Origin of the sequence: Sphingobacterium sp. UBA3519 (assembly GCF_002377215.1) — a bacterium.
Taxonomy (GTDB): domain Bacteria; phylum Bacteroidota; class Bacteroidia; order Sphingobacteriales; family Sphingobacteriaceae; genus Sphingobacterium; species Sphingobacterium multivorum.
This window is the reverse complement of record NZ_DFPI01000019.1, coordinates 64,828-89,292: the sequence shown is the minus strand read 5'-3', so window position 1 is coordinate 89,292 and position 24,465 is coordinate 64,828. Positions and strand designations below refer to the sequence as shown.

The 24,465-nt window shown below is 38.2% G+C and carries 21 protein-coding genes; all 21 read right to left on the bottom strand.

Features of this window, described 5'->3' with window-relative positions:
- Positions 1-608 precede the first annotated feature (608 nt).
- Positions 609-1,643 (bottom strand): acyltransferase family protein, encoded by a 1,035-nt coding sequence (locus tag B3297_RS09795; protein WP_286778862.1) that lies wholly within the window; start codon positions 1,641-1,643, stop codon positions 609-611.
- A gap of 60 nt (positions 1,644-1,703) precedes the next feature.
- Complete coding sequence (locus B3297_RS09790; RefSeq protein WP_286778861.1) at positions 1,704-2,648, bottom strand: UDP-glucuronic acid decarboxylase family protein; 945 nt, start codon at positions 2,646-2,648, stop codon at positions 1,704-1,706.
- Between the two features lie 27 nt (positions 2,649-2,675).
- A complete protein-coding gene (locus B3297_RS09785; protein WP_286778860.1) occupies positions 2,676-3,788 on the bottom strand; it encodes a hybrid sensor histidine kinase/response regulator in 1,113 nt (370 codons plus the stop codon).
- Between the two features lie 124 nt (positions 3,789-3,912).
- Positions 3,913-4,971, bottom strand: coding sequence for an endonuclease/exonuclease/phosphatase family protein (locus B3297_RS09780; protein WP_286778859.1), 1,059 nt, complete (start codon positions 4,969-4,971; stop codon positions 3,913-3,915).
- Positions 4,972-4,981: 10 nt separating this feature from the next.
- On the bottom strand, positions 4,982-6,802 hold the full coding sequence (locus B3297_RS09775) for a PAS domain-containing sensor histidine kinase (RefSeq protein ID WP_286778858.1): 1,821 nt from the start codon (positions 6,800-6,802) through the stop codon (positions 4,982-4,984).
- Between the two features lie 10 nt (positions 6,803-6,812).
- A complete protein-coding gene (locus tag B3297_RS09770; protein ID WP_286778857.1) occupies positions 6,813-8,000 on the bottom strand; it encodes a glycosyltransferase family 2 protein in 1,188 nt (395 codons plus the stop codon).
- An 18-nt stretch (positions 8,001-8,018) separates the two neighbouring features.
- The gene (locus B3297_RS09765; protein ID WP_286778856.1) at positions 8,019-8,888 is read right to left on the bottom strand and encodes a glycosyltransferase family 2 protein; all 870 of its coding nucleotides are present in this window, start codon (positions 8,886-8,888) and stop codon (positions 8,019-8,021) included.
- Between the two features lie 6 nt (positions 8,889-8,894).
- Positions 8,895-10,052 carry a glycosyltransferase family 4 protein gene (locus tag B3297_RS09760; RefSeq protein WP_286778855.1) on the bottom strand — a complete coding sequence of 386 codons (1,158 nt, stop codon included), beginning with the start codon at positions 10,050-10,052 and terminating at the stop codon, positions 8,895-8,897.
- Positions 10,053-10,057: 5 nt separating this feature from the next.
- Positions 10,058-11,203 carry a glycosyltransferase family 4 protein gene (locus B3297_RS09755; RefSeq protein ID WP_286778854.1) on the bottom strand — a complete coding sequence of 382 codons (1,146 nt, stop codon included), beginning with the start codon at positions 11,201-11,203 and terminating at the stop codon, positions 10,058-10,060.
- Positions 11,204-11,207: 4 nt separating this feature from the next.
- Positions 11,208-12,113 (bottom strand): SP_1767 family glycosyltransferase, encoded by a 906-nt coding sequence (locus B3297_RS09750; RefSeq protein ID WP_286778853.1) that lies wholly within the window; start codon positions 12,111-12,113, stop codon positions 11,208-11,210.
- A complete protein-coding gene (locus tag B3297_RS09745) occupies positions 12,113-13,240 on the bottom strand; it encodes a hypothetical protein (protein WP_286778852.1) in 1,128 nt (375 codons plus the stop codon). The genes B3297_RS09750 and B3297_RS09745 overlap by 1 nt, the downstream gene beginning before the upstream one ends.
- Positions 13,241-13,279: 39 nt before the next feature.
- Entirely contained in the window at positions 13,280-14,722 is a 1,443-nt protein-coding gene (locus tag B3297_RS09740) for a lipopolysaccharide biosynthesis protein (RefSeq protein WP_286778851.1), read from the bottom strand.
- Positions 14,722-15,690: a glycosyltransferase family 2 protein gene (locus B3297_RS09735; protein ID WP_286778850.1), complete on the bottom strand. Its 969-nt coding sequence runs from the start codon at positions 15,688-15,690 to the stop codon at positions 14,722-14,724. The genes B3297_RS09740 and B3297_RS09735 overlap by 1 nt, the downstream gene beginning before the upstream one ends.
- Positions 15,653-16,270, bottom strand: a complete 618-nt coding sequence (locus tag B3297_RS09730; RefSeq protein ID WP_286778849.1) for an acyltransferase — start codon at positions 16,268-16,270, stop codon at positions 15,653-15,655. The genes B3297_RS09735 and B3297_RS09730 overlap by 38 nt, the downstream gene beginning before the upstream one ends.
- Before the next feature lie 37 nt (positions 16,271-16,307).
- Positions 16,308-17,501: a glycosyltransferase gene (locus B3297_RS09725; protein WP_286778848.1), complete on the bottom strand. Its 1,194-nt coding sequence runs from the start codon at positions 17,499-17,501 to the stop codon at positions 16,308-16,310.
- A gap of 15 nt (positions 17,502-17,516) precedes the next feature.
- Positions 17,517-18,440 (bottom strand): glycosyltransferase family 2 protein, encoded by a 924-nt coding sequence (locus B3297_RS09720; protein WP_286778847.1) that lies wholly within the window; start codon positions 18,438-18,440, stop codon positions 17,517-17,519.
- Entirely contained in the window at positions 18,409-19,842 is a 1,434-nt protein-coding gene (locus B3297_RS09715) for an O-antigen ligase family protein (RefSeq protein ID WP_286778846.1), read from the bottom strand. Before B3297_RS09715 ends, B3297_RS09720 begins: the two co-directional genes overlap by 32 nt.
- Before the next feature lie 18 nt (positions 19,843-19,860).
- On the bottom strand, positions 19,861-22,020 hold the full coding sequence (locus tag B3297_RS09710; RefSeq protein ID WP_286778845.1) for a GumC family protein: 2,160 nt from the start codon (positions 22,018-22,020) through the stop codon (positions 19,861-19,863).
- Between the two features lie 2 nt (positions 22,021-22,022).
- On the bottom strand, positions 22,023-22,754 hold the full coding sequence (locus B3297_RS09705) for a TolC family protein (protein ID WP_286778844.1): 732 nt from the start codon (positions 22,752-22,754) through the stop codon (positions 22,023-22,025).
- Between the two features lie 142 nt (positions 22,755-22,896).
- A complete protein-coding gene (locus B3297_RS09700) occupies positions 22,897-24,093 on the bottom strand; it encodes a sugar transferase (RefSeq protein WP_286778843.1) in 1,197 nt (398 codons plus the stop codon).
- Entirely contained in the window at positions 24,093-24,458 is a 366-nt protein-coding gene (locus B3297_RS09695) for a response regulator (RefSeq protein WP_286778842.1), read from the bottom strand. Before B3297_RS09695 ends, B3297_RS09700 begins: the two co-directional genes overlap by 1 nt.
- Between the last annotated feature and the right edge of the window lie 7 nt (positions 24,459-24,465).

Genomic DNA, 24,465 nt, shown 5'->3' with positions numbered 1-24,465 from the left:
AGGGTTTTTCCATCTCTAATCCACATTCAAAAATGGCAAGCGCATTCTTATTCTTGTTAAATTGACATTTATAAAATTAATGACAATAGCGCATTATACATAGGTTTATTTTAGCCTATATTCTCCAGATTTTAACTCATGGCCCTTTTTGCTACAATCTCAGGAGATCTAACCCTTCGTGTTGATCAACCTTTGGGGATACCGGTGAACTTGGCTGCTTGTTACCGAATACTCAGGGGTATTTCGTATTTTCGAATTGATATGAGCTACTATGAATAAACGAAATTCAAAAATTTGGGCGCCAGTTATTGGTCTGGATGGATTCCGCAAAGAATAGACTGCAGGACGCGAAGAACTCCTATTTAACGAACTTCATGGGGAACGGTTCATCAAGAACTTTTAAGCGGTTATCAAGGGAAGAAGAGCTACACCTTGAAAAATGTGCTACTAGAAACGGGTTTTGAGTACGATGGAGATGGCAATGTAACCGCAACAAAAACAGGCTTCTTTCAGGATTTCATCCTGGTTGTCAAAAACAACCCAGTTAAGCAAAAAACATCTCCTATGAAAAACGAAAAGGTTCGGGGTAATCATTACCCTCGGGCCTTTTATGATTTAAACAACTTCATGATCCGTGGTTCAATCCGATCGCTCAGGATATAAGCTATCGCGAGCATAAGACCAATAACAGCCGAAAGCAACAGGTATTTGTTTAGATATGGTTGCAGGTGATTAAAAATAATAAAACCTATATGCTGGTGGACTAAATACAGTGGATAGGTCAGCATACCAATTTTTACAAATCTAGGTGAATTGATCGCCTGGAGTTTTTTACAGGAAACCAGCAAGATAAGCAAGTAAAATACCACGATGGCAGCCCCAATAATATAAGGAGAAAAGTCACTGTGAAAAGTACGCTCCAGCCAATGAATACGGCCTACGGCACCATTGATAGAGCGATATAAACATAGGGGCAAGAGCAGGAAATATTTGATGTGCGGGCCATTCAAAAAAATCTGGCAAAATATAATTCCCGCAATAAAGTAGGCACTCCAATCAAGTAAAAAAAACTCATATATTACGGCATATATTACAGATCGACCAAGCAATAGTTTTATCGTCGGCAAGGCTATCCAAAAATAAACAAGATAATCCAAGCTGATTTTTTTAAATCGGTTCAGAATCAAGAACAAAGCAATGATCAGATAGAATTTCAGCTCCACATAGAGCGACCAATAGGCGCCATCAATATCCCCTTGTCCCCATAGCTTTTGCACCATAGTCAGATTGGCCAATAGCTGTGTAAATGTAACATGATAACGTGGAGCTCCCCAAAAATAAGAAACGATAAAAGTCAACATCAGACAGATCCAATACATCGGGTACAGACGCTTGAAGCGGGAGTAACAGAACTTGCGCAGCGAAAGATGCTTGATGGAAAATGCGATCACAAAACCACTGATGATAAAAAATAGATCAACCCCCAGATAGCCATACTTAAAGTATTCACCAATTCCATCAAAACTTAGCAGGGACATATTCCCAGCTGTATACCCTCGATACAGATAATGATATAATACGACTGCGGTTGCCGCGATAAAGCGAAAAAGATCGATTTGATAGATTCTTTTGAACTCAGACATTTAAAATTTAAAAAATCAATAAATTATTAAGGTGTTATAAACATTCAGATTTTGCTAAAGCTATAAAATAGATCTAAAATAGGCTATTGTTTTAGAGAGACCATCTTGCAAAGGTACTTCCGGACTCCAATCAAGTTTTTGTTCCGCTAGGGAAATGTCAGGTTTTCTTTGTCGAGGATCGTCTTGAGGTAAGGGCAGAAATTTAATTTGTGATTTTGATTCCGTTTGTGCAATCACCTGTTTCGCTAACTGGACTATCGTGAATTCCTGCGGATTCCCAATATTGACTGGTCCTATTAAAGAAGGATCAGATCCCATCATTCGAATCATTCCTTCCACCAAGTCATCTACGTACTGGAAACTGCGGGTCTGATTTCCTTCACCATAAATAGTAATATCTTTATTTTGTAAAGCTTGCATAATAAAGTTAGATACTACCCGTCCATCCTGGGGATGCATGCGTGGGCCATAGGTGTTAAATATCCGAACGATCTTTATCGCCACATGATGTTGTCGGTGATAATCCATGAAAAGAGTCTCTGCACATCGTTTTCCTTCATCATAACATGAACGGACACCAATAGGATTAACATTCCCCCAATAGAACTCATTTTGTGGATGCTGCTTTGGATCGCCGTAGACTTCACTTGTGGAAGCTTGAAGAATTCGTGCATTAACACGTTTCGCTAAGCCCAACATGTTTATAGCCCCCATAACCGATGTTTTGATGGTTTTAATCGGATTATATTGATAATGAACGGGACTTGCTGGACAGGCCAAATTATATATTTCGTCAATCTCAGCCAAAAAAGGTTCCGTTACGTCATGCCGTACAAGCTCGAAATAGGGATTCTGCAACAGATGAACAATATTCGATTTATCCCCTGTAAAGAAATTGTCCATACAGATGACTTCATTCCCATCTTTAAGTAAACGTTCACATAGATGAGAACCTATAAATCCAGCTCCACCTGAGACTAGTATTCTTTTTTTTAGGTTATACATAAATTTACAATCTATAATATCGAATTTTTAGTGATTATCTATGGTATCCCCGAGCGGTACACGAAAGCCAAAACGGGATCCGCGATGTTCTTCCGACTCAAAAAAGAATGTTCCACCACCGCGCTGGATAAAATGATAAACTACCCACAAACCTAAGCCTTTACCTTTCTCACGCATTGGGGTAATCTTACCCTCCTCCTTCATTTGATCCAATAGCTGACGCTGTGCATCCACACTCATTCCTACCCCCGTATCGATAAATTCGACAATAGCATCATCCCCATCGCGAGATAAATTGAGCTTAATCAGGGAATCTTCGTGACTAAACTTCACAGCATTGATCAAAAGATTTCTTAATATACTTTTCATGATATCTGCATCAAAAAAGATCTGCAAACCTGGTTGTAATGTTAATTGTATTTCGATATTTTTCAATTTAGCTGTTGGTTGAAGTGTCTCCACCACACCTTTAATCATTTCATCAAACTCAATTTCCTGTGGCATATAGCTTAACACGCCCAGGCTATTTTTAGTCCATTTGAGCAAATTGTCCAAGACACTAAAAAGCTGTTCGGCGATATCATTACCTGTATTGACCATATTTCCATATCCGGTATTACTTTCTTCAGCAGTCATGGTCAATATATTTAAGATCATTTTTAGTGAAGAAATCGGACTTCGTAGATCGTGTGCCAGAATAGCATACATTCTATCTCGATTTAATATTGCTTCCTGCAGTTGCGCCGTCTGTTTGGCAATTGTATTCCCCGATTCAATAAGCTTGATCTGATGTTTGATGCGTTGAAGCAATTCCTTTTTATTGAAAGGTTTTGAAATATAATCTACACCACCACTATCAAAACCACGTACCACATCGTCTGGAGATTTTAAGTTGGTAATAAACAGCACAGGAATATGCTTATATAAATCCATGGCTTTTAATTCCTTAGTTAGATCAAACCCGTTCGTCTCGCCCATCATCACGTCCATTAAAATAAGATCTACTCTCTGCTCTTGTAAATTTTCAAAAGCCCCTCCGGCTCCGGAAGCTGAGAATACGTTGAAATCCTCGCGTTCTAAGATCTCTTTTAATACAAAAAGATTAAGCTCAGAATCCTCTACTATGAGAATATTATACATTGAAAAATCGATTTCCATAGATCATTATTAGCTTGTGTAGATACTAACCTTTTATAAAATTTATAAATCAATATTACAGGAATAATTGCTTCGATAATTTGTGTAGCAAAAATGTTATCTAACATCAATTTATTTTAAAATTAACCAATACAGGAAGATGATCACTATAGTCAACATTTCCTGTTCTGTAATTTATAGCCCGAAATTCGTCTCCAGAAAAGAATACGAAATCAATGCGAAAGAGCTTCATTAAATTACTGTAAGTATATCCATACCCATTACCTGCTTCGCGAAACGCATCCTTCAAATTTCCTTTAATCTTATGATAACTATATGAATTGGGGCTATTGTTGAAATCTCCGCACATAAGCATCGGAAAAGGGGATTTATCCATCACGCTTTTTAGATGATCCGCCTGAGGGCCTCTTAATCTAAAATTTCTCGATAAGGTATTGAGAGCACCCAGCCAATTTGCACTTCTGTTTTCAGCTGGAATTAGATCTCCTTTTACCTGATTCCAGTTTGTTGTCTGCAGGTGGCAGTTGCCGATCCGAATTTTATGTTTCTTATAAGATAGATCTGCAAAGATCGCACAGTTAGGGCGTTCATCAAATGAAATGGTCTGTACCGAGTCTAACGGAAATCTACTTAAAATAGCAAGTTGATTCTGCCCTGACTTATTTCCTGTCATGATGAAATACTGAAACTGACCAAACGTATGCTTCAATTCCGACATGGTACAACTAGCTGGAACTTCTTGTAAACAGAGTGTATTTATATGTTGTGAATCGATATAAGCTGCGATCTGCTCCATAGATGATAGATTATAAATCATTTTAAACTCACGAACATTATAAGTCGCTACACGTATATCTGTTGTTTCCTCCCATTGCTCCGGATTGTTTTGAACGATTTTTGTAAAATAATGAAAGTTGGCCAATATTGCTATTAACGGGCAAATACTATACCAACTATGTTTATACAATCCAATAATTAAAAATATGAGATTACAGCATAGAAGGGCAGGCAATAACACACCGACCCATTGAAAGAAAACGGTCGTCTGTGGCGGGATATACAAGGCCAAAAACGAAAATGAAGTGACGAGTGCGACCAATACAACAATGCATCTCATCAATAATACCGAGATCTTGATTGGTTTATACGCTAGTTCTTCTGCCATATAGCAAAATTTAAACTTGCTTGCCAATAGGCAAAATTATAATAAAAGTAGTGCCTTGTCCTAATTCCGACTCTACAGTTATCTCTCCATTCATCTGCTCCATAATTCCTTTACAAATGGCCAACCCTAGGCCCGTGCCCTTATCGAGGGCATTGATCTTATAAAACCGCTTAAAAATAGAATCCTGCTTTTCTTTAGCAATACCGATGCCGTTGTCTTTCACATAAAACTCTATATGATCTTCTTTTAGCCTATAACCAACATGTATAACACCATCAGGTGGTGTAAATTTTAAGCTATTATTAATTAAATTGACAAGAACCTGAATAACCCGCCCACGATCCAGCCAAGCCACTAAATCCCTTTCGGGAATGTCAAAAATTATCGCTGGCTGCTCATCATTTGGTAGAAAACTCAATGATAATTCATTCAGTATTCCTTTGAGAGAAACATCTGAATTCTTTAGCCTCACTTTCCCTGCATCCATCTGCGACATTTCCAACACATCCGTTATCAGCCGTAGTAGCTGGCTGCTATTTGCATTGAGGAGTTCACCATACTCTTTGCGCAGCTCAGGATCCGGCGTATCGGCAATAATACTTCCAAAACCCATAATGGCGCTAAGCGGCGTCCGGATTTCATGATTCATATTGGAGATAAATGCAGATTTTAAACGCTCAGATTCCTCAGCAGCTTCTTTTGAGCGCAATAGCTGCTCCTCATAACGAAGCTGATCCGAGATATCCCGCTTGATAGTCCAGATGATATCTTCACCGTTACCATTTTTGATCATCAGCGAACTGCATTCTGAGCCAATAATATCCAGTTCTGGATACACCGTATCGCAACGATATTGATAATAACCCGAAGCAGAAATTATTTTTTGCACAGATAAGTCCCAAGCTTTTTCTGTTGTGAACTCCCGCAGGCATTCAAAAACTTTTAAGTCTGCAATGACCTCTTCTTCTTTCAGACCATTTTGTTGTCGGCATGCCTTATTCGCAAAAGCCATCGTCCCATTTTTATGACATGCGAAAATACTGTATGGTGCATTATCAACAACAGCAAGCACCATTTCAAGTTCATTTCGATTCTTAATGAAGTCGCTTACATTCTGTGAAAAGCCATCTATGATACGAATATTGTTTTCAAGGCGTTTGGCATATTTTGTTGCCCGTACATACGTGATGGGTGTATCGGGTTGTTTTATTCGGTACTCAAATGTGCTATACTCAATAGCGTCGTTATGCAGAAAAGCCTCCATCTTCTTTCTATCATCTGGGTGAACATGTGCGAGTAGCTCTTGCAAAGATATCCTCTCAGGATCTTCCAGATTCCTTTTTCGTAGATTCGAATAGCCATTGTGCGTAAATTCCTGCTGTTGTAAATCATAACTCCAATGCCCGATCCTAGCAACCTTTCCTACCTCAAGTTGAGCAGTCAATGCCGATTTAAGGCGGTACTTCATGTTACTGCGTTGCGTAATATCCCGATATTGGCAAAGCAGATGTTCCTCGTCAAATTTATGAATGACGAACTTAAAATAGTACATTTGTTCATCTGTGGGTAGGTCATAGTTTAGATTCGAAGTCTCTCCTGTATGACGGCAAAAGGCAAGTTCCCGCTTAATAAGAGTAGATGTTGGCTGGGGAAATAGCGACAAAATATGTTGACCGATTACATCAATATTAGGATTTAGAATTGGATTATTTGTTTTCATAATCGCGTCCACACAGATATTATCATTATTGATCAATAACAATGTATCGCAGGTTATATTCAATACTTTCTCCAAGTATCCTAAATCATGTAATATTTTTTTCTCCGTCATATTTTTAAAACTATTTCCTTTGAGATTTCTCCCATCCACCGATAAAGCCTCTATTAAATAAGTAGTAGATACCCCGAATCACATTCATATTCATAAACAGAAAGTAGTATGGGATATAAAATACTTTATAACTATTCGGATCATCCTTCGTTGCATAACCCAAAACAGCACAAATATAGAAAAGGCATTGAAGCCAGAAAATGACATTAAACACATTTAGCAATGATGAACTCCAATATCCAAGAACTGCTGACAAAGGTAAAAGTGCGAATAGGGCAAAAGGTGTAATGGACCATCGTAACACGCGATGTGATATGTATTGAAAACTCAGCTTCCCAAATTTAAATCCGTTTAGTAAAGGCAACAGTCTTCCAATCGACTGCCACCCCCCTGCAGCAATACGTCTTTTTCTTTTTCCTTCCTCCTCCATATTCAGCGAACCATACTCGACAGCAAAAGCATCTGGCGTATAGGCAATGCGATATCCCTTTTGCGCAATGCGCATTGACAGCATAAAATCATCCAATAGGGTATCCGCTTCCATCGGAGCAAATAAATCCGTACGTAAAGCAAATAATTCTCCAGCAGCACCTACAGCAGAATAAAATTTGTAGTCTAATTTCTTTAGTAGCGATTCATATTTCCAATACGCTCCCTCCCCTTTCGACGAAACTGTATCATCATCATTAAAAGCAACCCTTTTCTCTCCAGAAACACAACCGATCGACGGTTCATAAAATTGGCCTGCAATGATCTTCAACGCCTCTGCATTAAGTAAACAATTCGCATCACTAAAGACCACAATTGGAGTTTTCACATATTCCATACCATGATTAACGGCGGCTGTCTTACCTTTCCTTAAGGGCGAATTAATAATTTCGACCATGGGATACTGTTTTAACAACTCATGACTATGGTCGGTACTTCCATCAATAACCCACAGAATTTTTAATTTATCTGCAGGATAATCGAGTTCGAGGCAATTCAGCATTTTCTCTGGGATGACTGCAGACTCATTGTAAGCTGTAATAAACAAAGTCAATGAGGGAAGATTATTTTCGTCACTATGTTGATACGCTTCCTTCATTCTAATACGGTATGGAAATAACCTTGCCAATATAAAAATTACGATAGCATAACCGATATACGTATATAGCACCAACAAGAGGGCGCTCCAAAAGATAATATGCAAACTCATTTGTACTAAATAGATAACCTATTTTCTTTTATCCTTGTTAATCAAATTCGAATCTTCATCCCTATAGCTATCCGACTTGGAAAAAACTAACATTAAATTCTTAAATGCTTTTTTACAACGAACTTTAAAACTTTTGAATAAAGACCCGTCTGCCGCAAGTGTTCCATAGCCCGTTATTGCTTTCGCTTTTCTATTATGGACAAAAACAATCCGACCAAATTTTTTTAGTCCCAAGGCTAGGGATCCGTCTTCTCCCCGTATGATATCAGTCCGTATTCCAACCTTTTTAGCTAATGCTGTATGATAAGCAAACACCAAACCCCGAACACTAAGTTCTGGCCTATTTATCGATTGGATGAACAGAAAAATGTCTCGTGCGCGCTCATAAATCCATAGTGAAAATCGGCTATGAGCCTTATCTGGAATATAACCCCAGGAAGCGCTTGCTGCCACTACACCTTGTCGTTCTAATGCGCTTACCATTACATCCACATATCCGCTTGGATAAAGTGTGTCGGCATCGATATTAAGATGATACTTCCCTTTGGCATGATTCAATCCACATTGCCTCGCAAACCCACAACCGCTTTGTTTCTCATTATAATATCGAATTCCTGCTTTCTTAAAAATTTCCTCGGTTTTATCAATTGAATTATTATTTATACCGATAATTTCAATAGGATACCGTGATTTAAGATCACTTAATGACCATAAGCAAGCCCATAAGTTCTTATCTTCATTATAAGCGATAACAGCTACAGTTACTAAAGGCTCATTCGTTTCAAATCTTTTGAGCTGTTCCACAATCGTATTGATTGTAGACTGAGATACTTGATCCGGCTGCACCTGATAAGCTGATAAATACTTCCTATACCATTCGTTATTCATAGCTAATCATTCTACTGGTCGTATAGATTCGAAAAGTTGCTGCCACTGTTTTGCTATATTTTCCAAATCAAACTTTCTAACATCATTTCTAGCATTTTTTCCCATTTCTTTTCTCCGTGCATCGTCTTCAATAAGTAGACAAATTCCGTCTGCCAACTGATTAATATTACCATTTTCTACCAGTAATCCATTCTGCCCATCAACGATAATATCACGGGGACCACATGGACACATAAAAGACACAGGCGGAACACCATAAGCCATTGTTTCTCCCAAAACCAGTGGGAATCCCTCATATCTTGATGATAAAACAAAGATTGAACTATCATCATATTTTTCAGCTATTGAAGCAGTTCCATTTTCCAAAAAGCAACTTCCTGACAACCCCAACTCTTTTACCATCGATAAATACATCGCCTTATCACCTCCCCCATAGATTTTTAATATCCATTCCGGATGCTTTTTCGCCACCATTTCCCAAGCACTAATCAGTAAATCAAATCCCTTTTGATAAGTCATTCTTCCAACTGCAATTACTTGTTTATTATAGAGTAGAGCAGCTTTATCAGGATAGAAAGATAAGGGATTGGAAATAACCGAAATATTGTTAAGTTCATGCCAATAACCTGCATCCTCATTCGTTAGCACGACAAAAGCCGATAGCTTTCGCAGATTCTTGATGAGTTGTCCCTGCCACAATTTTGATATTCCTCTCTGCATAAAGCCCGGAAATCTTTTATCTGTAAACTGACGATAGACTAACCTATTAAAATGTAATTCGCCAACTTTCAAACTGCCGTCTTTTAAATCATTGATAAAATTGACGTCCCGCCTCAATAACGATACGGTAATATCAGGCTTAATAAGACATAATTGTTCTTCAAGTCTCGCTTTAAACAGTCGTTGCTTTTTCCAATAGCTTAAGGTTCGCTTCAATAAGGGTAGAGAAAATATACCGTCAAAGTTGATATCGAGGTGATGCAATTTTATTTTCTCATCTAAAGGATAATAGGGCTCTGATCCTTTTCCGTCAGTGACAAAAATATGAATTTCATAATCAAATTTTTTGACGAAATAGTTTACCTTCGCTGTGAGCACCCTTTCCATGCCACTAGGGTAAAACAGGCCTGGAATAATGTAAGCAAGCTTAAGTTTCCTTTTCATATTGTTTAATCACCTTTAGTATTTTTCCCAAAAGATTCAAATAGGTCTTTCCATTGCGCTGCGATATTTTCCATATGAAATCGAGCACTATTTAGCTGTGCTCTTTCTCCCATTTCCTTTCTCAGCAGATCGTCTTTTATCAAGCTACATATTCTTTTGGCCATTTCCTTAACATTTCCATTTTCCACTAAAAATCCGTCTATACCATCCCGAATTATTTCACTTGGTCCTGATGGGCAATCAAATGCAATACTAGGTAATCCACATGCCATAGCCTCAACCAATACCATACCAAAGCCCTCATACCGTGAAGATAGCACAAAAATAGAGCTATCACAATATTTCTCTTCAATCACCGTGGTACTGGGCTTTAATTTGCAACTCTCGGTTAAGTTAAGACGATCTATCTGATCTTGTAGTTCAACGGGATTACCGTCACCATAGATTTTTAAGACCCAATCGGGATGATCTGCGTGCACAAAACTCCACGCTTGAATTAGTAAATCGAAACCTTTCTGCGGCACATATCTACCCACGGCAATGACCTGCTTGGCTTCACAATCTGAGCGACCTCTAGGTTTAAAAACAAGCGGATTGGGAATCACATATGTATTGGAAAGCTCCGGCCAAAAGCTTTGCTCCTGTTTTGTTAGAAAAACCACCGCATTCATTAACTTCAGTTTCTCGGTACGGATTCTATCTTTACTCTGTCGCAACAATCTATTCAGTCCTTTTGCTCCACCAAAATGATAAAACCCTTTTGTGACGTGCAATTCTGCAAGCTTGACACTTCCATCATCCAAATGTGGCAAAAAATTAATTTCACGCCGAATCGTCGAGATGACAATGTCTGGCTTCTCTTGTTTAAGAATAGCCAGAAATCTGCTTTTAAATCGGCGATAAAGAAATGGAAAACGGATAAATTTGAGGAAAACCGATTGATCAAAAGGATAATCCATACAAACACCGATATCGATATGTTTTACATTTTCCGAAATCGAAAAAAAAGGAGACTTACCTCGCTGTTCGGATGTCAATAAAACAACATCCGCATCGGGCAGATTATCAGCAAAATAATTTGCCTTAAAAACTATAATCCGTTCCAATCCGCCAGAAGCATACAGCGATGGCAAATAAAATAAAATTTTCATCTTTTTAAACCAGCTTCTTTAAAATCTGACGTTGATAAAGATCTTCATACTGAACCACGATCTGATCGCCCCCAATCACCTCATTCACATATTTAGACTTTATGTTAACCTTATGCTTAGCTCCCATCATTAGCCATTCATATTCGATATCAATATGCCCTACATCTATCGCCTGATAGCCCAACTTACAAAGATCATAAGCCAGCACAGTCGCCGTTGGTCCCAAAGCAATTAAGATCAGCGCATTTTTATCTACTTTCATTGCCTCATCGAGAATTTCGTCATACTGCCCAAATGCATCTTTTGATTTGCATACGATACGTCCTACACTTGCAACATTATCAAACAGATCATTCCCCATCCCCAGCCGGCTTTTTTCCCCTTCTATGAATACTATATCACGCATTTCCCAAATCCTTTTTAACATTTTAAACCAATCCATTGATTTCCGCTGATCTAGAAAATCGATATACGGCCTAGTTATGAAGGTATTGCCATACTTCTTATCTGTCTGAAGGTATGCACCCCATAAATAACCGTATAAATAAAAGTGTGTTCGCCAAAACCTACGCGCCCTTCTATTATATCTATTTAAATCGACGAATGAATCCGAAATACATACTAGATGGTTCGGAAGGTCACTAGCGAATACTTCTATCAATCTTTGAGTCAATGCTATGTGATCATGCTGAAAACGAATTCCTTTCCCTCCCATCAGGAGCATTTCACCGTCACCGAACCGGCTAACCGAACACTTGCTGGAGATGATCTGCTCAATGGTTTCTTCGATCGACATCACTTCAGGCTTCAGCTCTTGTCTCCTCCATTTTAATAGCGTTAGCAGATTATACCATTCTGTAATCAGATTATAACGAAACTTTCTTTTTAATTTAGTTAGAAATGATGACATCAGCTTAAATTTAAACAATCTATAATAATTTTCATTTGATTGGTCCAAGATAATGTATAAATATCATTTCTAATATCTTTTGGCTCCCATTGTGTAGATGAACAAAAATTAACAATTTGCTCGATATCAATGGGGGATTCGTCTGGTATTGCTTTTAATACATACGGTTTATTCTCAAAATCAGAATCTATTTCCGAATACATAAAAGGAATCCCTCTAGCTGCATATTCTCTGGTTTTCAAAGTCCGTATATATGTTATTCCGCTGCGGTGCCTTGCAAGACTGCCAATCGCAAAATCCGCAAGATCAAACATGGCATCTAGCTTCTTTCCCCATAATGCACCATGCATAAATACATAATCTTTAACTTTCCCTTCTTCAATAGCCGTCGTTATTTCCCTTTGTTCCCTTTCACCGCTGAGGTTTCCGACAATATGGAAGAATAATTTACACTTGGGCAATCTCTTGTAATATACGCCTAGTCCCTTGATAATACGGTCAAATCCATGCCAATAATGAATCTCTGCAACACCTAGCAAATGAATTTCATTTTCACGCCTCGGTTCCACCACCCTTAACGGTAATTCATCAAAATCAATACCATTAGAGATCTTTATCGTTCTTCCCCCAAAGATCTGATCTTCGTCGGTAAACGTTACTATACCATCCAATACAGCAGCCATCCCTTTTCTGAATACACGGTCAGGAAGCTGTGCTATTTTATCTATCAACCGGATGTATTCTTGATCATAAGGGTAAGTAGGCACTTCCATCACAACTTTCACCCCAGCCTTTCTAAATTTCTTAATGGCCTCAGTTAAAAATGGACTTGCATTATGGTAAGAACGTATATAGATTAAATCAAAATCTTCTTCTGCTACATATTTCGTTAATCCGGAAAAATTCCATCTTTTCCTAAATTTTGCCCAGATCCCCTTTCCTAAGGCAGCAATTATTTCCCCATTCACGAGCCACGCACGTTGACCATCCGCCAATACATCATAGTAACATAGTTTGACATTTGCACCACAGTTTTGCAAGCCTTTTACCTGTCCAAATATCTTTTTACTAATACCGTTGTAAGCACTAAATCCATGAAAGACCAGAAATAACACTTTTAATTCCATAGGATAACGATTAAATAGCGTGAAGTTTCACGATATGAATTAATTTTTCTTCTTTAAATATATTTCTAAATATGACCTATAACCACCAAACCAAACGAAAGCAATAAAAAAAAGGCCAAATACGAAAGCTTTCACAGCTAGTTTATACCAAACAATATCCGTATTAAGGAATTGACTGCATAGCTTGAGCAGCAATGCCAATAATACACCCGCCAAAGCAGGTCTAAGCAAAATCTCAAAAAAAATCAATATATTTCTTTTGAATACCTTTCTATACAATAGCATGTAAGTAAAAAAAAATGTCATACAGGTTGTTATCACCAAGCATCCAGCTATAACAGAAATAGCTTGAAAATGAAACACCCCCAACAGTATACCGCATATATTCAAGATCGCCGAGAATAGTCCCGAAAAAAACATGTACTTCGTATCGCCAGTCGTTTGAAAAATTGATCCTGAAGAAGACAAGATCAGCTGAATCCCAACAGTAAGGCTCAATAGCTGAAATACATGAACTGCAGGCCCCCATTGCGATCCAAAAAAAAGATAGATGAGATCTTCCGCTGCAAAATACAAGAAAGCAACAAGTGGAAATCCTATTAAAGCCAGCACAGTGATAAGTTGTTCCGTTGCAGCAATTAGCTCCATTTTATCCTCTTTTTTTAGACTCAGAATAGGGTGTATGACAGGTGTAATAACCTGTGTAATATTCTGTAGTGGCAAAGACATTAATTGATAAGCTTTGTCGTAATAGCCCAAGGTATGGATACCTAGGAAACGTCCTATGAGCAATGTATCTAAATTTTTTCCAAAGTAATTAACGATATTGAATAAAAATTGAAAAGAAGAATATCTCAAAACGGGCCTGAGGTCGTTGATAGAGATTTTAAATTTAAAAGGCAACGGAAAGTGCATAATTGAGACTACAAAGAGCAATATGCTATAAAGGATAGGGTTGATGATTAACGCATAAATACCTGCTCCATAGAAAGCAGCTGTTATCGATACCCCCCCTAAGATAATCTGTATCAAAAAACTGCGCACTGCGATAAATCTAAACATTCTCTCCCGGTAGAACAAAGCATTGGGCACCACTGAACTTGCTGTAAAAAACAGACCTATCGCCAACAGCCTGATGATATTTCTAAGGAGGGATTGTTGATAATAATCTGCTATCAACGGTGCTATTAAAACAAGAAATAGGGCTAATGAGAAGCCTAAATAACAAGAGATGGAGAATAAATTTCCCAAATCGTTTTTCGTCAGATTTTTATACTGAATCACCGCTGGAAAAAGGCCGATATCTGCAATTAGATTTAGAAAAGCGATAATAACCATCGCAATGGCGACAACACCAAATTGATCAGGAGCTAACATCCTGGCGAGGACTGCCGTCACCGCAAGAGAAATTATCAAGTTGGCGTATTTTGCTATTGCGGTAAAAAAGACTCCGGATATAACCTGTTTTTTAGCACTTTCCATTAGCTAAGTTTATATTTCTTCAACAATAAAGCGAATAGCGTTTTCACTTTAACATACTTCCACCAGCGCCTGATACATACATTAAAAATATAAACCCGATTTTTTAAAGGCATAGCATGGGCCTTCCATACAGCGGCATTCAACATTCCTTCCAGGTAACAGTCAACGATTTTTTTTCGCATTGGATTTTGTACGGCATATTCCAGCAATTTAGTTCCCACAGCGAAATAACTATTTATGTTCTTCATGGAATAAGTAACTGTCATTATAGAGTCCGACCGCAAGCGACGCATAAAAAAGGACACTGGGACATGGCGGATCCTTTTCGCTTCCAGAAATAAAATTGATGTAAAAAGCTCATCTTCATGCACAATATTCATTTCAAATAGCAACCTTTTTTCCCTTAAAAAATTACCATCAATAAAAAGGAGACAGACCGATGAAAAGAATTCCCCAAATTTCAATAGTTTTTCTAAGGTAACGCTCCCCGACATAATCTCACTTCCAATATGAGTTCTTTTATAATTGAAATTATTTACTAATACGGTATTTTGGATACCATGGCCGAAAGTTTCTGCATCAAAAAAAGCGAAATCCAGTTGGTCTCTTTTACAATACGCATAACATAAGCTTAATGTATCTTTCGCAATCATGTCATCACTGTCCATAAAGTAAATAAAATCACCTTTTGCAAGTTTGATACCTGTATTCCTTGCACCGGATAAACCAAGGTTCCGTTGTGAAACAACGCGTAATCTTTGGTCTTTTGACGCCCAATACTCCAAGCGTGAAAGGCTACCGTCCGTAGATCCATCATTTATTGCCAATAGTTCAAAATGATCAAACGTCTGGCACAGTACACTTTCAATCGCCTGGTCAAGATAAAGTTCGGTGTTGAAAACTGGCATCACCACAGTTATTTCAGGGTGATTATTCATGATTTCTGATCCATTTATTCTGCCTAGCATCCCACTTTTTAACTACTTTAGCTGGATTCCCTACGGAAACCGAAAATGGGGGTATACTCTTTGTCACCACCGCCCCAGCTCCGACAACACAATGCTCCCCAATAGAAACTCCCGCCAAAATCACTGCATTGGCACCTATCCAGACATTATTATCGATTCGTACCTCCGCCACTTCTACCCCTTGTTGTGCAATTGCTGTACTGACATCCTCATAACGATGGTTAAGCCCTGATATCAACACATGTTGCCCTACCTGCACATTGTCTCCAATCCGAACCGGTCCAATTACCGTATTCCCCACACCGATGCGGGAGTTATTGCCCACAATAAGATCTCCAACAGCATTATTGATCAACGAAAAAGATTCCACCACACTTCGGGCGCCAATATGACACTTTCTGAAAGGCACGAGATCTCTGCGAACACTTCGATAAATGACTGCACCAGATCCCTTGCTAACAAACAAAAATTGGAACAGCCGCACATACCATCTTGGACGCGTTCGCACAGGATGCATGAGTACACCATGTAGCCACTTCTTCAGACCAGGACTGTGCATGACTTTTTCTTTTAGCCCCATAGGAAGTTCAATGTAAATGTTCTAATACAATATTGTCTCATTTTTTATCCTCTTTATCAGCAACTTCACCATGCTTGGTATGGATAAACGAAGATCTACCCGAGCGAAAATTTATCATGCTGCTCAACATGGCAAAAAATATGCTTGGCAGAGTAAATATCGCTAAAAGCAATTGCTTTGTATACAATTTTTTCGGAATCGCCAACAATAAGCTAATTATATACAATGTAAATAAAAAAAACCATTTTAGTGAAGAACTGCCTTCCACAAAAAGTGATCCCAGAAAAAACAGTGGAATGGCACCGAGCATAATAATCCGCGGCGGCATAGACCATTGAAAAATTTTATCAACTAAAGCCCAATTTTTTGAAACTAGAGCTTTTCCTGTCTGTTTAATAGCAATGAAAAAGATATCGACCTGAGAGGCAATCCAGCGACGACGTTGTTTGGAAAAATCACCACTATTTTGGATTTTTTCATCCAAAACGAAAACATCTTCTAAATATAATGTGTGCATACGATCTAATAGGAGGTAATACTCTAAAAATTTATCTTCGCCCATGGATGTGATCTCTGCGATCCTCCTTTTAAACCACTTAAAGTCAAAAGCCATTCCCGAACCAATAAGAGCTGCGGGGAAACCCAGACGAACATGCCCCAAACGGAAAATAGAATTGTTGATTTCCTCACTTACTCCGTCTAGAATTGCGGTTGTTGTTGATTTATTTTTGGCCGTACGATGGGCTTGAATAGCCTGAGCCCCAACCGCGAAAGCATTGTTCAGCTTGCAAAGAAAATCAGGAAAAACAATATTGTCTGCATCCATAATCACAACCACATCATACAATTTATCATCCAGCTGCGCCATGGCCACTTTAAGTGATTCGGCCTTAGACCGCTCTATTTCATTGGGATGCAAGACTAAAATACCCCATTCCCGGAGATCATTATTCGTCCTAACTTCCATTTCATCCGAAATGACCACAATATCATAGCACTCAGCGGGATAATCCTGCTCCTTGAAACGCAGCACGCTTTCCCTGATAACGTTATCTTCTTTGTAGGCCGGAAATAATACTGCAAATTTGCGCTGAGTTTCCGCATCTTTGACCATTAAGTTTCCCTTCAAACGGGATGCTAAAGCGAACAAGGCCACATAGGCTACCCAAAGCGTACATAGGATAAAAAATAAAAGGTCTACGTACCAAAATATAGTTATTAACAATCTCATATTTACATATTTATATTATCGGTGCCACAACATTATCCAGTAGCTAGCCGACCAAATTCCTTTAATCATTGCAGCTGCTTGACTAAACTTCAATTTAATTAAAAGCAGGCACAAATGCACAGGAAATGCCAGCAAAACCAAATAACCAACTGCAAATAATCGCCAAATATACTTCCTTTGCCTATACGCAAATATCACTCTGTTTCGTGTAATATAATAAGTCTTTAGAGGACTATTGATTCCTGTCGATGCGCTTTCTAAATGAATAATCTCTGCTGAAGGAAAATAAAAAATTTCAAAAAATTCCGTGATACTATTCGACCAATCCAATTCTTCATAATACAAGAAGTAGCAAGTAGGCATTTTGCCAACCAGATCAATTACCCTTTTTGGAACAAACATAGCCGCACCATGGAAATAAGGGATACGTACGATCTTATTATACTGACCTTTATCCAGCTCCTTATATCCTATCTGCTTATTTCGAATAGTTATCAATGACAATGGCGTACTTCCAGCAAACTGAATCAGATCTTTAGGTTTATCATAAAGTATTTTAGGAGAGAGTCCACCTACACTTGAATTGGCTTCACAAAAAGAAATCATAGCCCGAATCTGTGAATCTGCATCTTGGGGCAGCAGGGTATCATTGTTAATAAAATATAGATATTCACCAGACGCCATGTCTACACCGAAATTATTTCCTCCTGCAAAACCCAGATTCTTCGGCAAATGTATCCCTATCACTTCTGAATAGTACTTCTTAATCAACAAAAATTCATCCGTATCAGAAGCGTTGTCAATCACAATAACTTCAAAACGAAAACTCCTGATATTAGCAAAGAGCGTTTCCAGAAGGTTCATGGTATCTTGAACACCATTATAATTAACTGTAATAAATGAAACTTTAGGATAAGATCTGCTTTCTATTTTGTTCATTTTGTTGAAGATATGGACATAACATGGCGGTCGCCATCAGAATGTAAATTGTTTCTCCTGTTGGAAACTGGTGCAACACTTCATTTCCATAACCAGCGGCCATCATTCCCGCAATACCTGCACCTGCGGCACTGCATATCCCGCGAAGCCAAGTATCCCTTAACCTGAACCATACAAAATAAAAACAAATCGCCAGGCAAGAGAGCCAAACAAACAAATATACGATTAAACCCACTATCCCAGTTTCTACCCAAACGAAAACGAAAGAAGTATCTGTCGGTAGCCCATTCAACAAATCACCCTCTCCAGCATTTTTTGCAGCTCCAAGCCCCAGCCCTATCGGATAGTTGCGCATAAATGTTTGCATTTTTGCTTGGTTCTCTTTGCGCAAATTAAAAGAAGCATCATCCTTAAATTGAAAAGCAGTACGCATCCTTCTGATGTCAGCATTATTATTGCCAATATTCGTTAGCGATAAAAAACAAAAAATAATGACAAACAGAGTCGATCCCATAAGTGTCAAACGCCATTGTTTTAATAATACAATATAAAAGGCATATCCGGCCAAGGGAATTGCCATGGCAGACCTCGTTCCAGAAATCAGCATGCCATACATGGCCAGCAAAGCGACAAAGATATAAAATATGCGTACCGCATTATTTTTTTCATAAAGAAATAATATCGAGAACACCACCATTCCCAACCCCATATGGCAACCAAAATTTGCAGCATCGGTAAAAAAAGAAAAGTAGCGGACACCGCTATAGATCAGGTGCGTATGTGCCCCAAGCGTGTAAAGCCAGATTCTTTCATCTGTATCGAACCCAATAAATTTTTGTCCAATGGCCTTTATTGCCCCCAATAAGACCAAAATGGCCCAAAAAATAAAAAAATACCGGACTTTGGCCTTATCTTTAAAAATATAATAAACCAAAAATTGAAATAGGCACAAGTAAAGCGCCGTACTTCGAATAGCCGCAAACCAGTTACTTAATACATTCTGAGGATTGAAGACTTCCACCGTACAATAAACTGCCCATGCTAAAGAAACAAAGAAGTACAATGGAATTTTAAATTTAGAATTATAATTGCCATACAGATGGTTCAATCCAATGACAATAAAATTGAACAGAATAACAAGATCGACTACAATACTTGGCGGCACAGGAATACGTGTGTATCGCAGTATGCCCATGACAAAGAAGCATACTGTAAATAAGAAAAGAAAACTGATAAACGGATTCCGGATACAAACGATTAAAAAACAGATCAAAAAAGGAAGGAGCGCGAATCCAACACCTGGTAGCAAGCCCCCAGATACGGACAAAAAAGTGATCAGTGCACATCCGATTACCGCCAGCACCTTTAAGCCTAAGTTTCGAACTAAAATATCCTCCGTCATTTTTACGCCCAAGATCCGCTAAGCTTTTGTAGCCGTGATTCCCAATTGAGAAAACCTATATTCCAATCTTCTGAAAAAATTATAAGGGGGCAACATACCTGTAAACGTTTGGATAGCAAATCGATCGGCATTGACCAAACCTATTAACACAGGTACCTTCCCGCTTCGCTGCACAAGTTCCTTAAACAATTCTTCATCTTCTTCCTTCCAGGTAGATTTAGCGTCTAAAAGTAACAAGTTCACTACAGCCTTAGAGAGATACAATGACGGAACAGGGATATTATAAGCATTTGTATGACCTACAAGGCAAAAATCCTCACCTTTATCTTTCATCCTGTCCAAAAGCTCGCCTTCAATTAAAAAGCCCCTAGATTTGGCATGAAAATCTACACCTTCTTCTAATATGCCCACCTGCAGTCCCATGGATTCCCATTCCTGCTTTACGTGTTGCATAAGATTCCCGATATCGATGACACCATCGAATTTCAAGACATTGACAAAATTATAGCTTTGTTCGCTATTATGGTATCCAAACAATTGATTTGCCAAAGCTTTTGAAGCAAGCCTTTTGATATCCGCTTTATATCGACCTATATTTTCATCCGGAAACGCGCCCACAACGTTACCTTTCGTAACCCGGTCTGCTCTACGTTTATCCCGTAATGTACGGTCAAGAAGCTCCACTAGCAATATACAGCCCAATAAAAAAGCCATTGTAGCAAAATAAGAACCGATAATCAAAGTTCTGCGTTTTGTCGGCTTTGAGTTAAGCGGATAAGTAGCCGGATTAATAACTTTTAGGGTAGCCGAATTCATTTCCAAACTTTTGAGACGAAGACGAGCAGCATTCAAGGCGCCCAAAACAGAAAGGTAGCTCTGTTCAGTAAAGTTGATACCACGTTCCTGACGCTTAAGTAAGGAACCTATCGGCGAATAATGAGAATACATTTTATCCAGCTCCCCCTTAAAATCATTGACCACTTTGATATCTGCCTGCGCTTGGTCCAATTTAAGTAGTTCGTCGACCCATTGCGCAACATAATTTGCATTCGGGTAACCATTTTTGGTATACTTTTGAGATGAATAATCACTGATGAAATCTCGAAAATCTTTTTCTTGCGTTTTCAGTTTGGATTTCATATCCAGTAGCGTCTTGTCAGAATTTATAGAACGGGTACCTAGAGAATCCGCCTGATAAGATTCAACTTGCGATATTGAATAATTTAAATCAGAAATCTGCCTCAATTTGGCCAGAAATTGTGCATTATTTTTTATGTTTTTTATATTAGCATCAATTCCTGCTTCTAGCTGACTGATACTTGCTTGTGCTCTATCCCGAGCCGCTAAAGCTTCTTGTTTCCTCGTTTCATAATCTTTATCCATAATGGTAACGGCTTCGGTTTGCTTATCATAGTGAATAATGCGATTTGCCACATTGAACTTTGTCAGAGAATCCTCCTTCATAAATAAATCCTTACCAATACGAGCAAGTTCCGCTTCAAAATATCTGATCACATTATTGGTATTTCCATATTGCAGGTTTTTGTATTCATCCGCAAAGACTTCACTGAGTACATTGAGGGTTTGATAGGTAATACCGGCATCATTATTTTCATAATAAACATGCAGGATATCACTATTATCAACCTGCTTGACGTCAATTTTGCTCAATGCTCCATAACTAAAATAAGGATGGTTCCAATTAAATAGGCCGTAGACAAAATTTTTAGCATCCATCTTTTCATACCGTTTTAGATTTTCCACTGTACGATCTTCAGATGTTTTATCGATTAACTTTCTGACAGCGACTGGGGTAATATCCAACAATTGACGAAAATGTTTGCTGGAGATATAAATATTATCCGCCTTCAAATCGCCATTTATCATCGTCCTAGCAAACAGCTTGAAAGAAACCACGCGCATTGTTTCTTTCGAACCTATAGTATTGATCACATTTTGTAAAGAATTTTTTAGAATATTCCAATCCTGTTTGCCATCTTGGCTTAGATCAGTTCCATTGGCGGAAATAATACCCGTATAAATAGTCATATCTGCCTCATATTGCCTATTCATATTTCTTGTAAAATAGATAACAATACCCATCACAATCAACGGCAATATGATCAACCACCATTTAAATCTGTATAAAGATTTTATAATGTAAACTATTATCCCCATCGTTACTTACTGATTATTTTAGTTCTACTCAGAATTTCCAGATGCAAAAGTTCAGCAGTAATTGTGCTTTCTGTCAACTTAAAAGCCTCATAAGCTTCGACTTCCATCTTTTTCGCCGCATTCAGTTCCGAGATCGCCGCATGCCCATTCGCAAAATCCTCTTCAACTGATTTCAGTTGCGCCTCTGTTAAGGTAAGGTTCTCGGTCTTCTTCTTCAGAATAGATATCGCATTGGTTAATTTAACGTAAGAATCGATAATACGTACCTTTTGTTCATCAAACCATTTTTCCATTTCCAGTTCAGTAGAGCGACGTTGCATCTTTTGTCGTTTGACTCTGTTGGATCGATCAAACACATCATCAATCGGTACAGTTACCGTCGCACTCGCAAACAGCGCATTTTGCTTTGCTCCAGAATATTGGTAAAATAATGGCGTATATTGATCCGTAAACATGGAATTAACACCAATATTACCATATTGCCATGATCCCCCAACCTTAAAATATTTCATCCAGCTTCTCTTCTCAGATTTTAAGAGATTATCTTGTTCCATCATCTTAGATTCAAACATCTCCACGCTCGGACTTCTTTTTGCATTCTCAAAAAGCTCCTCCAGCGGCGGCAGCAAAAGTTTAGAATAATCCAGTCCCTCAGCAATCTGTAATACTTTTTGCGCATAGCTGTACGCCACCGCTGAGGTTAAGAATAAAAATAGTATGATTAATCTCTTCATCTTCAGACAACAAAATTTTAGGGGTGCTACCCTATTATATTTATTCATTTGCTCATTTCCCAATAATCAACTTGCACCATAGAGCAATGATATATTATTCTTAAAATAAGTATTTTATTTTGATATTGTATAAATTTTTACGCTAAACATCCGCTCTTTGGATAAACGCAAAGAGAGTTTTAAATAATATTTTGACATCCATCCATATAGAATAATTCTTTGCATAATCGATATCCAGCATAATTCGTTCCTGATCGGACATACTTCCATTATCACCTCTTTTTTCCACCTGCCACAGGCCAGTAATTCCTGCCGGTGCCATAAAGCGCTCAGCGCTATCATCCGTTGTTAATACTTCGGCTTCATATAAAGGAAGTGGCCTATTGCCGACAATTGACATATCACCTTTGAGCACATTAAACAATTGAGGAAGCTCATCAATACTATATTTTCGAATAATACGGCCGACTTTCGTTACGCGAGGGTCTTTTACAAGTTTAAAAAAGGCAGTTTTTTTTTGCTTTTGCAGTAGATCAGCACCTTTCATAACAAGATCATCATCAATCAACAAATCGCGTAATTCATCATCCGTAAAATGCACATTTTTCTCATCGAGAGCAGTTACCGAGATCGGCTTTTTCGATTCGGCCTGTTTAGAACCCCCATACTGATTGAGCATCATATAATCCTTTAACCGCTTATCCGCATCAGGGTACATGGATCTAAATTTATAAAAATCGAACATATAATAACCTGCACCGATACGTTTAGACTTATACACAGCAGATCCTTTGCTTTCTAACTTGATAGCAAAATATGCTACAGCCAGCAGCGGCAATAATAGCAAAATCAGCAAGAATGAAACGACAATATCAAACATCCTTTTCCCGATAGGAATATCAATTTTGCGAAAGGTCGAGCTCGCCGTTTCAAATTTTTCGGTCTGCGCTGTTGCCTCGAAATATAAACCGATATACTTTCGAACCGATTGAAAGACTTCAGCATTTGCGCGCGAGCTGATGGTATTTGTGATGCCAGCCTCAAAATAAGACTGCTTTTCAAAACGAGAAAGATCATTTCCAACTAAGATCAACAATGTATCTTTTCCATACCCAACCAGCTTGGTTAGCCGTGCAAGGTCTTTACCTAGGCTTTTGCTTTTTTCGAAGAATATCACGGAAAAGAAATGTCCCGCCTGACTCTGAAAAAATGTATCCATGGACTCAAAGGAATCAAAATACTTCAGGTCAACTCCCATTTTTTCCTGGGCCTGCTGATGAAAGTAATCAAAGGTTTGGAGGTTTCCGCCAAAGTATATATAATCACTGTATCGTTGCACTATTTCAATGCCTTTTTTATGCGTAATTTTAATTCAAGAGGGTTAAATGGTTTCAATATAAAATCTTCTGCACCAGCTTCCAAAAGGCTAATTCTCGTATTCATATTATCTTCACCAGAGAGAATAATAACAGGAATATCTTTAAAAAATTCATTTTGTTTGATCATCATAAGCAAATCGTAGCCGTTCATTTCCGGCATGCTGTAATCTGATAAAATTAAATCGACCTCATTTCCCTCCTTAAGCCAGTTATATGCTTCCATCGCATTGCTAAAGAAGCGAAAATCATAATCTGCATTTAAATAAAGCGTAATTAACTTCCCTATTGCGGGTTTATCATCAATTATTATAATCTTTTTTTTCATGAAGTTC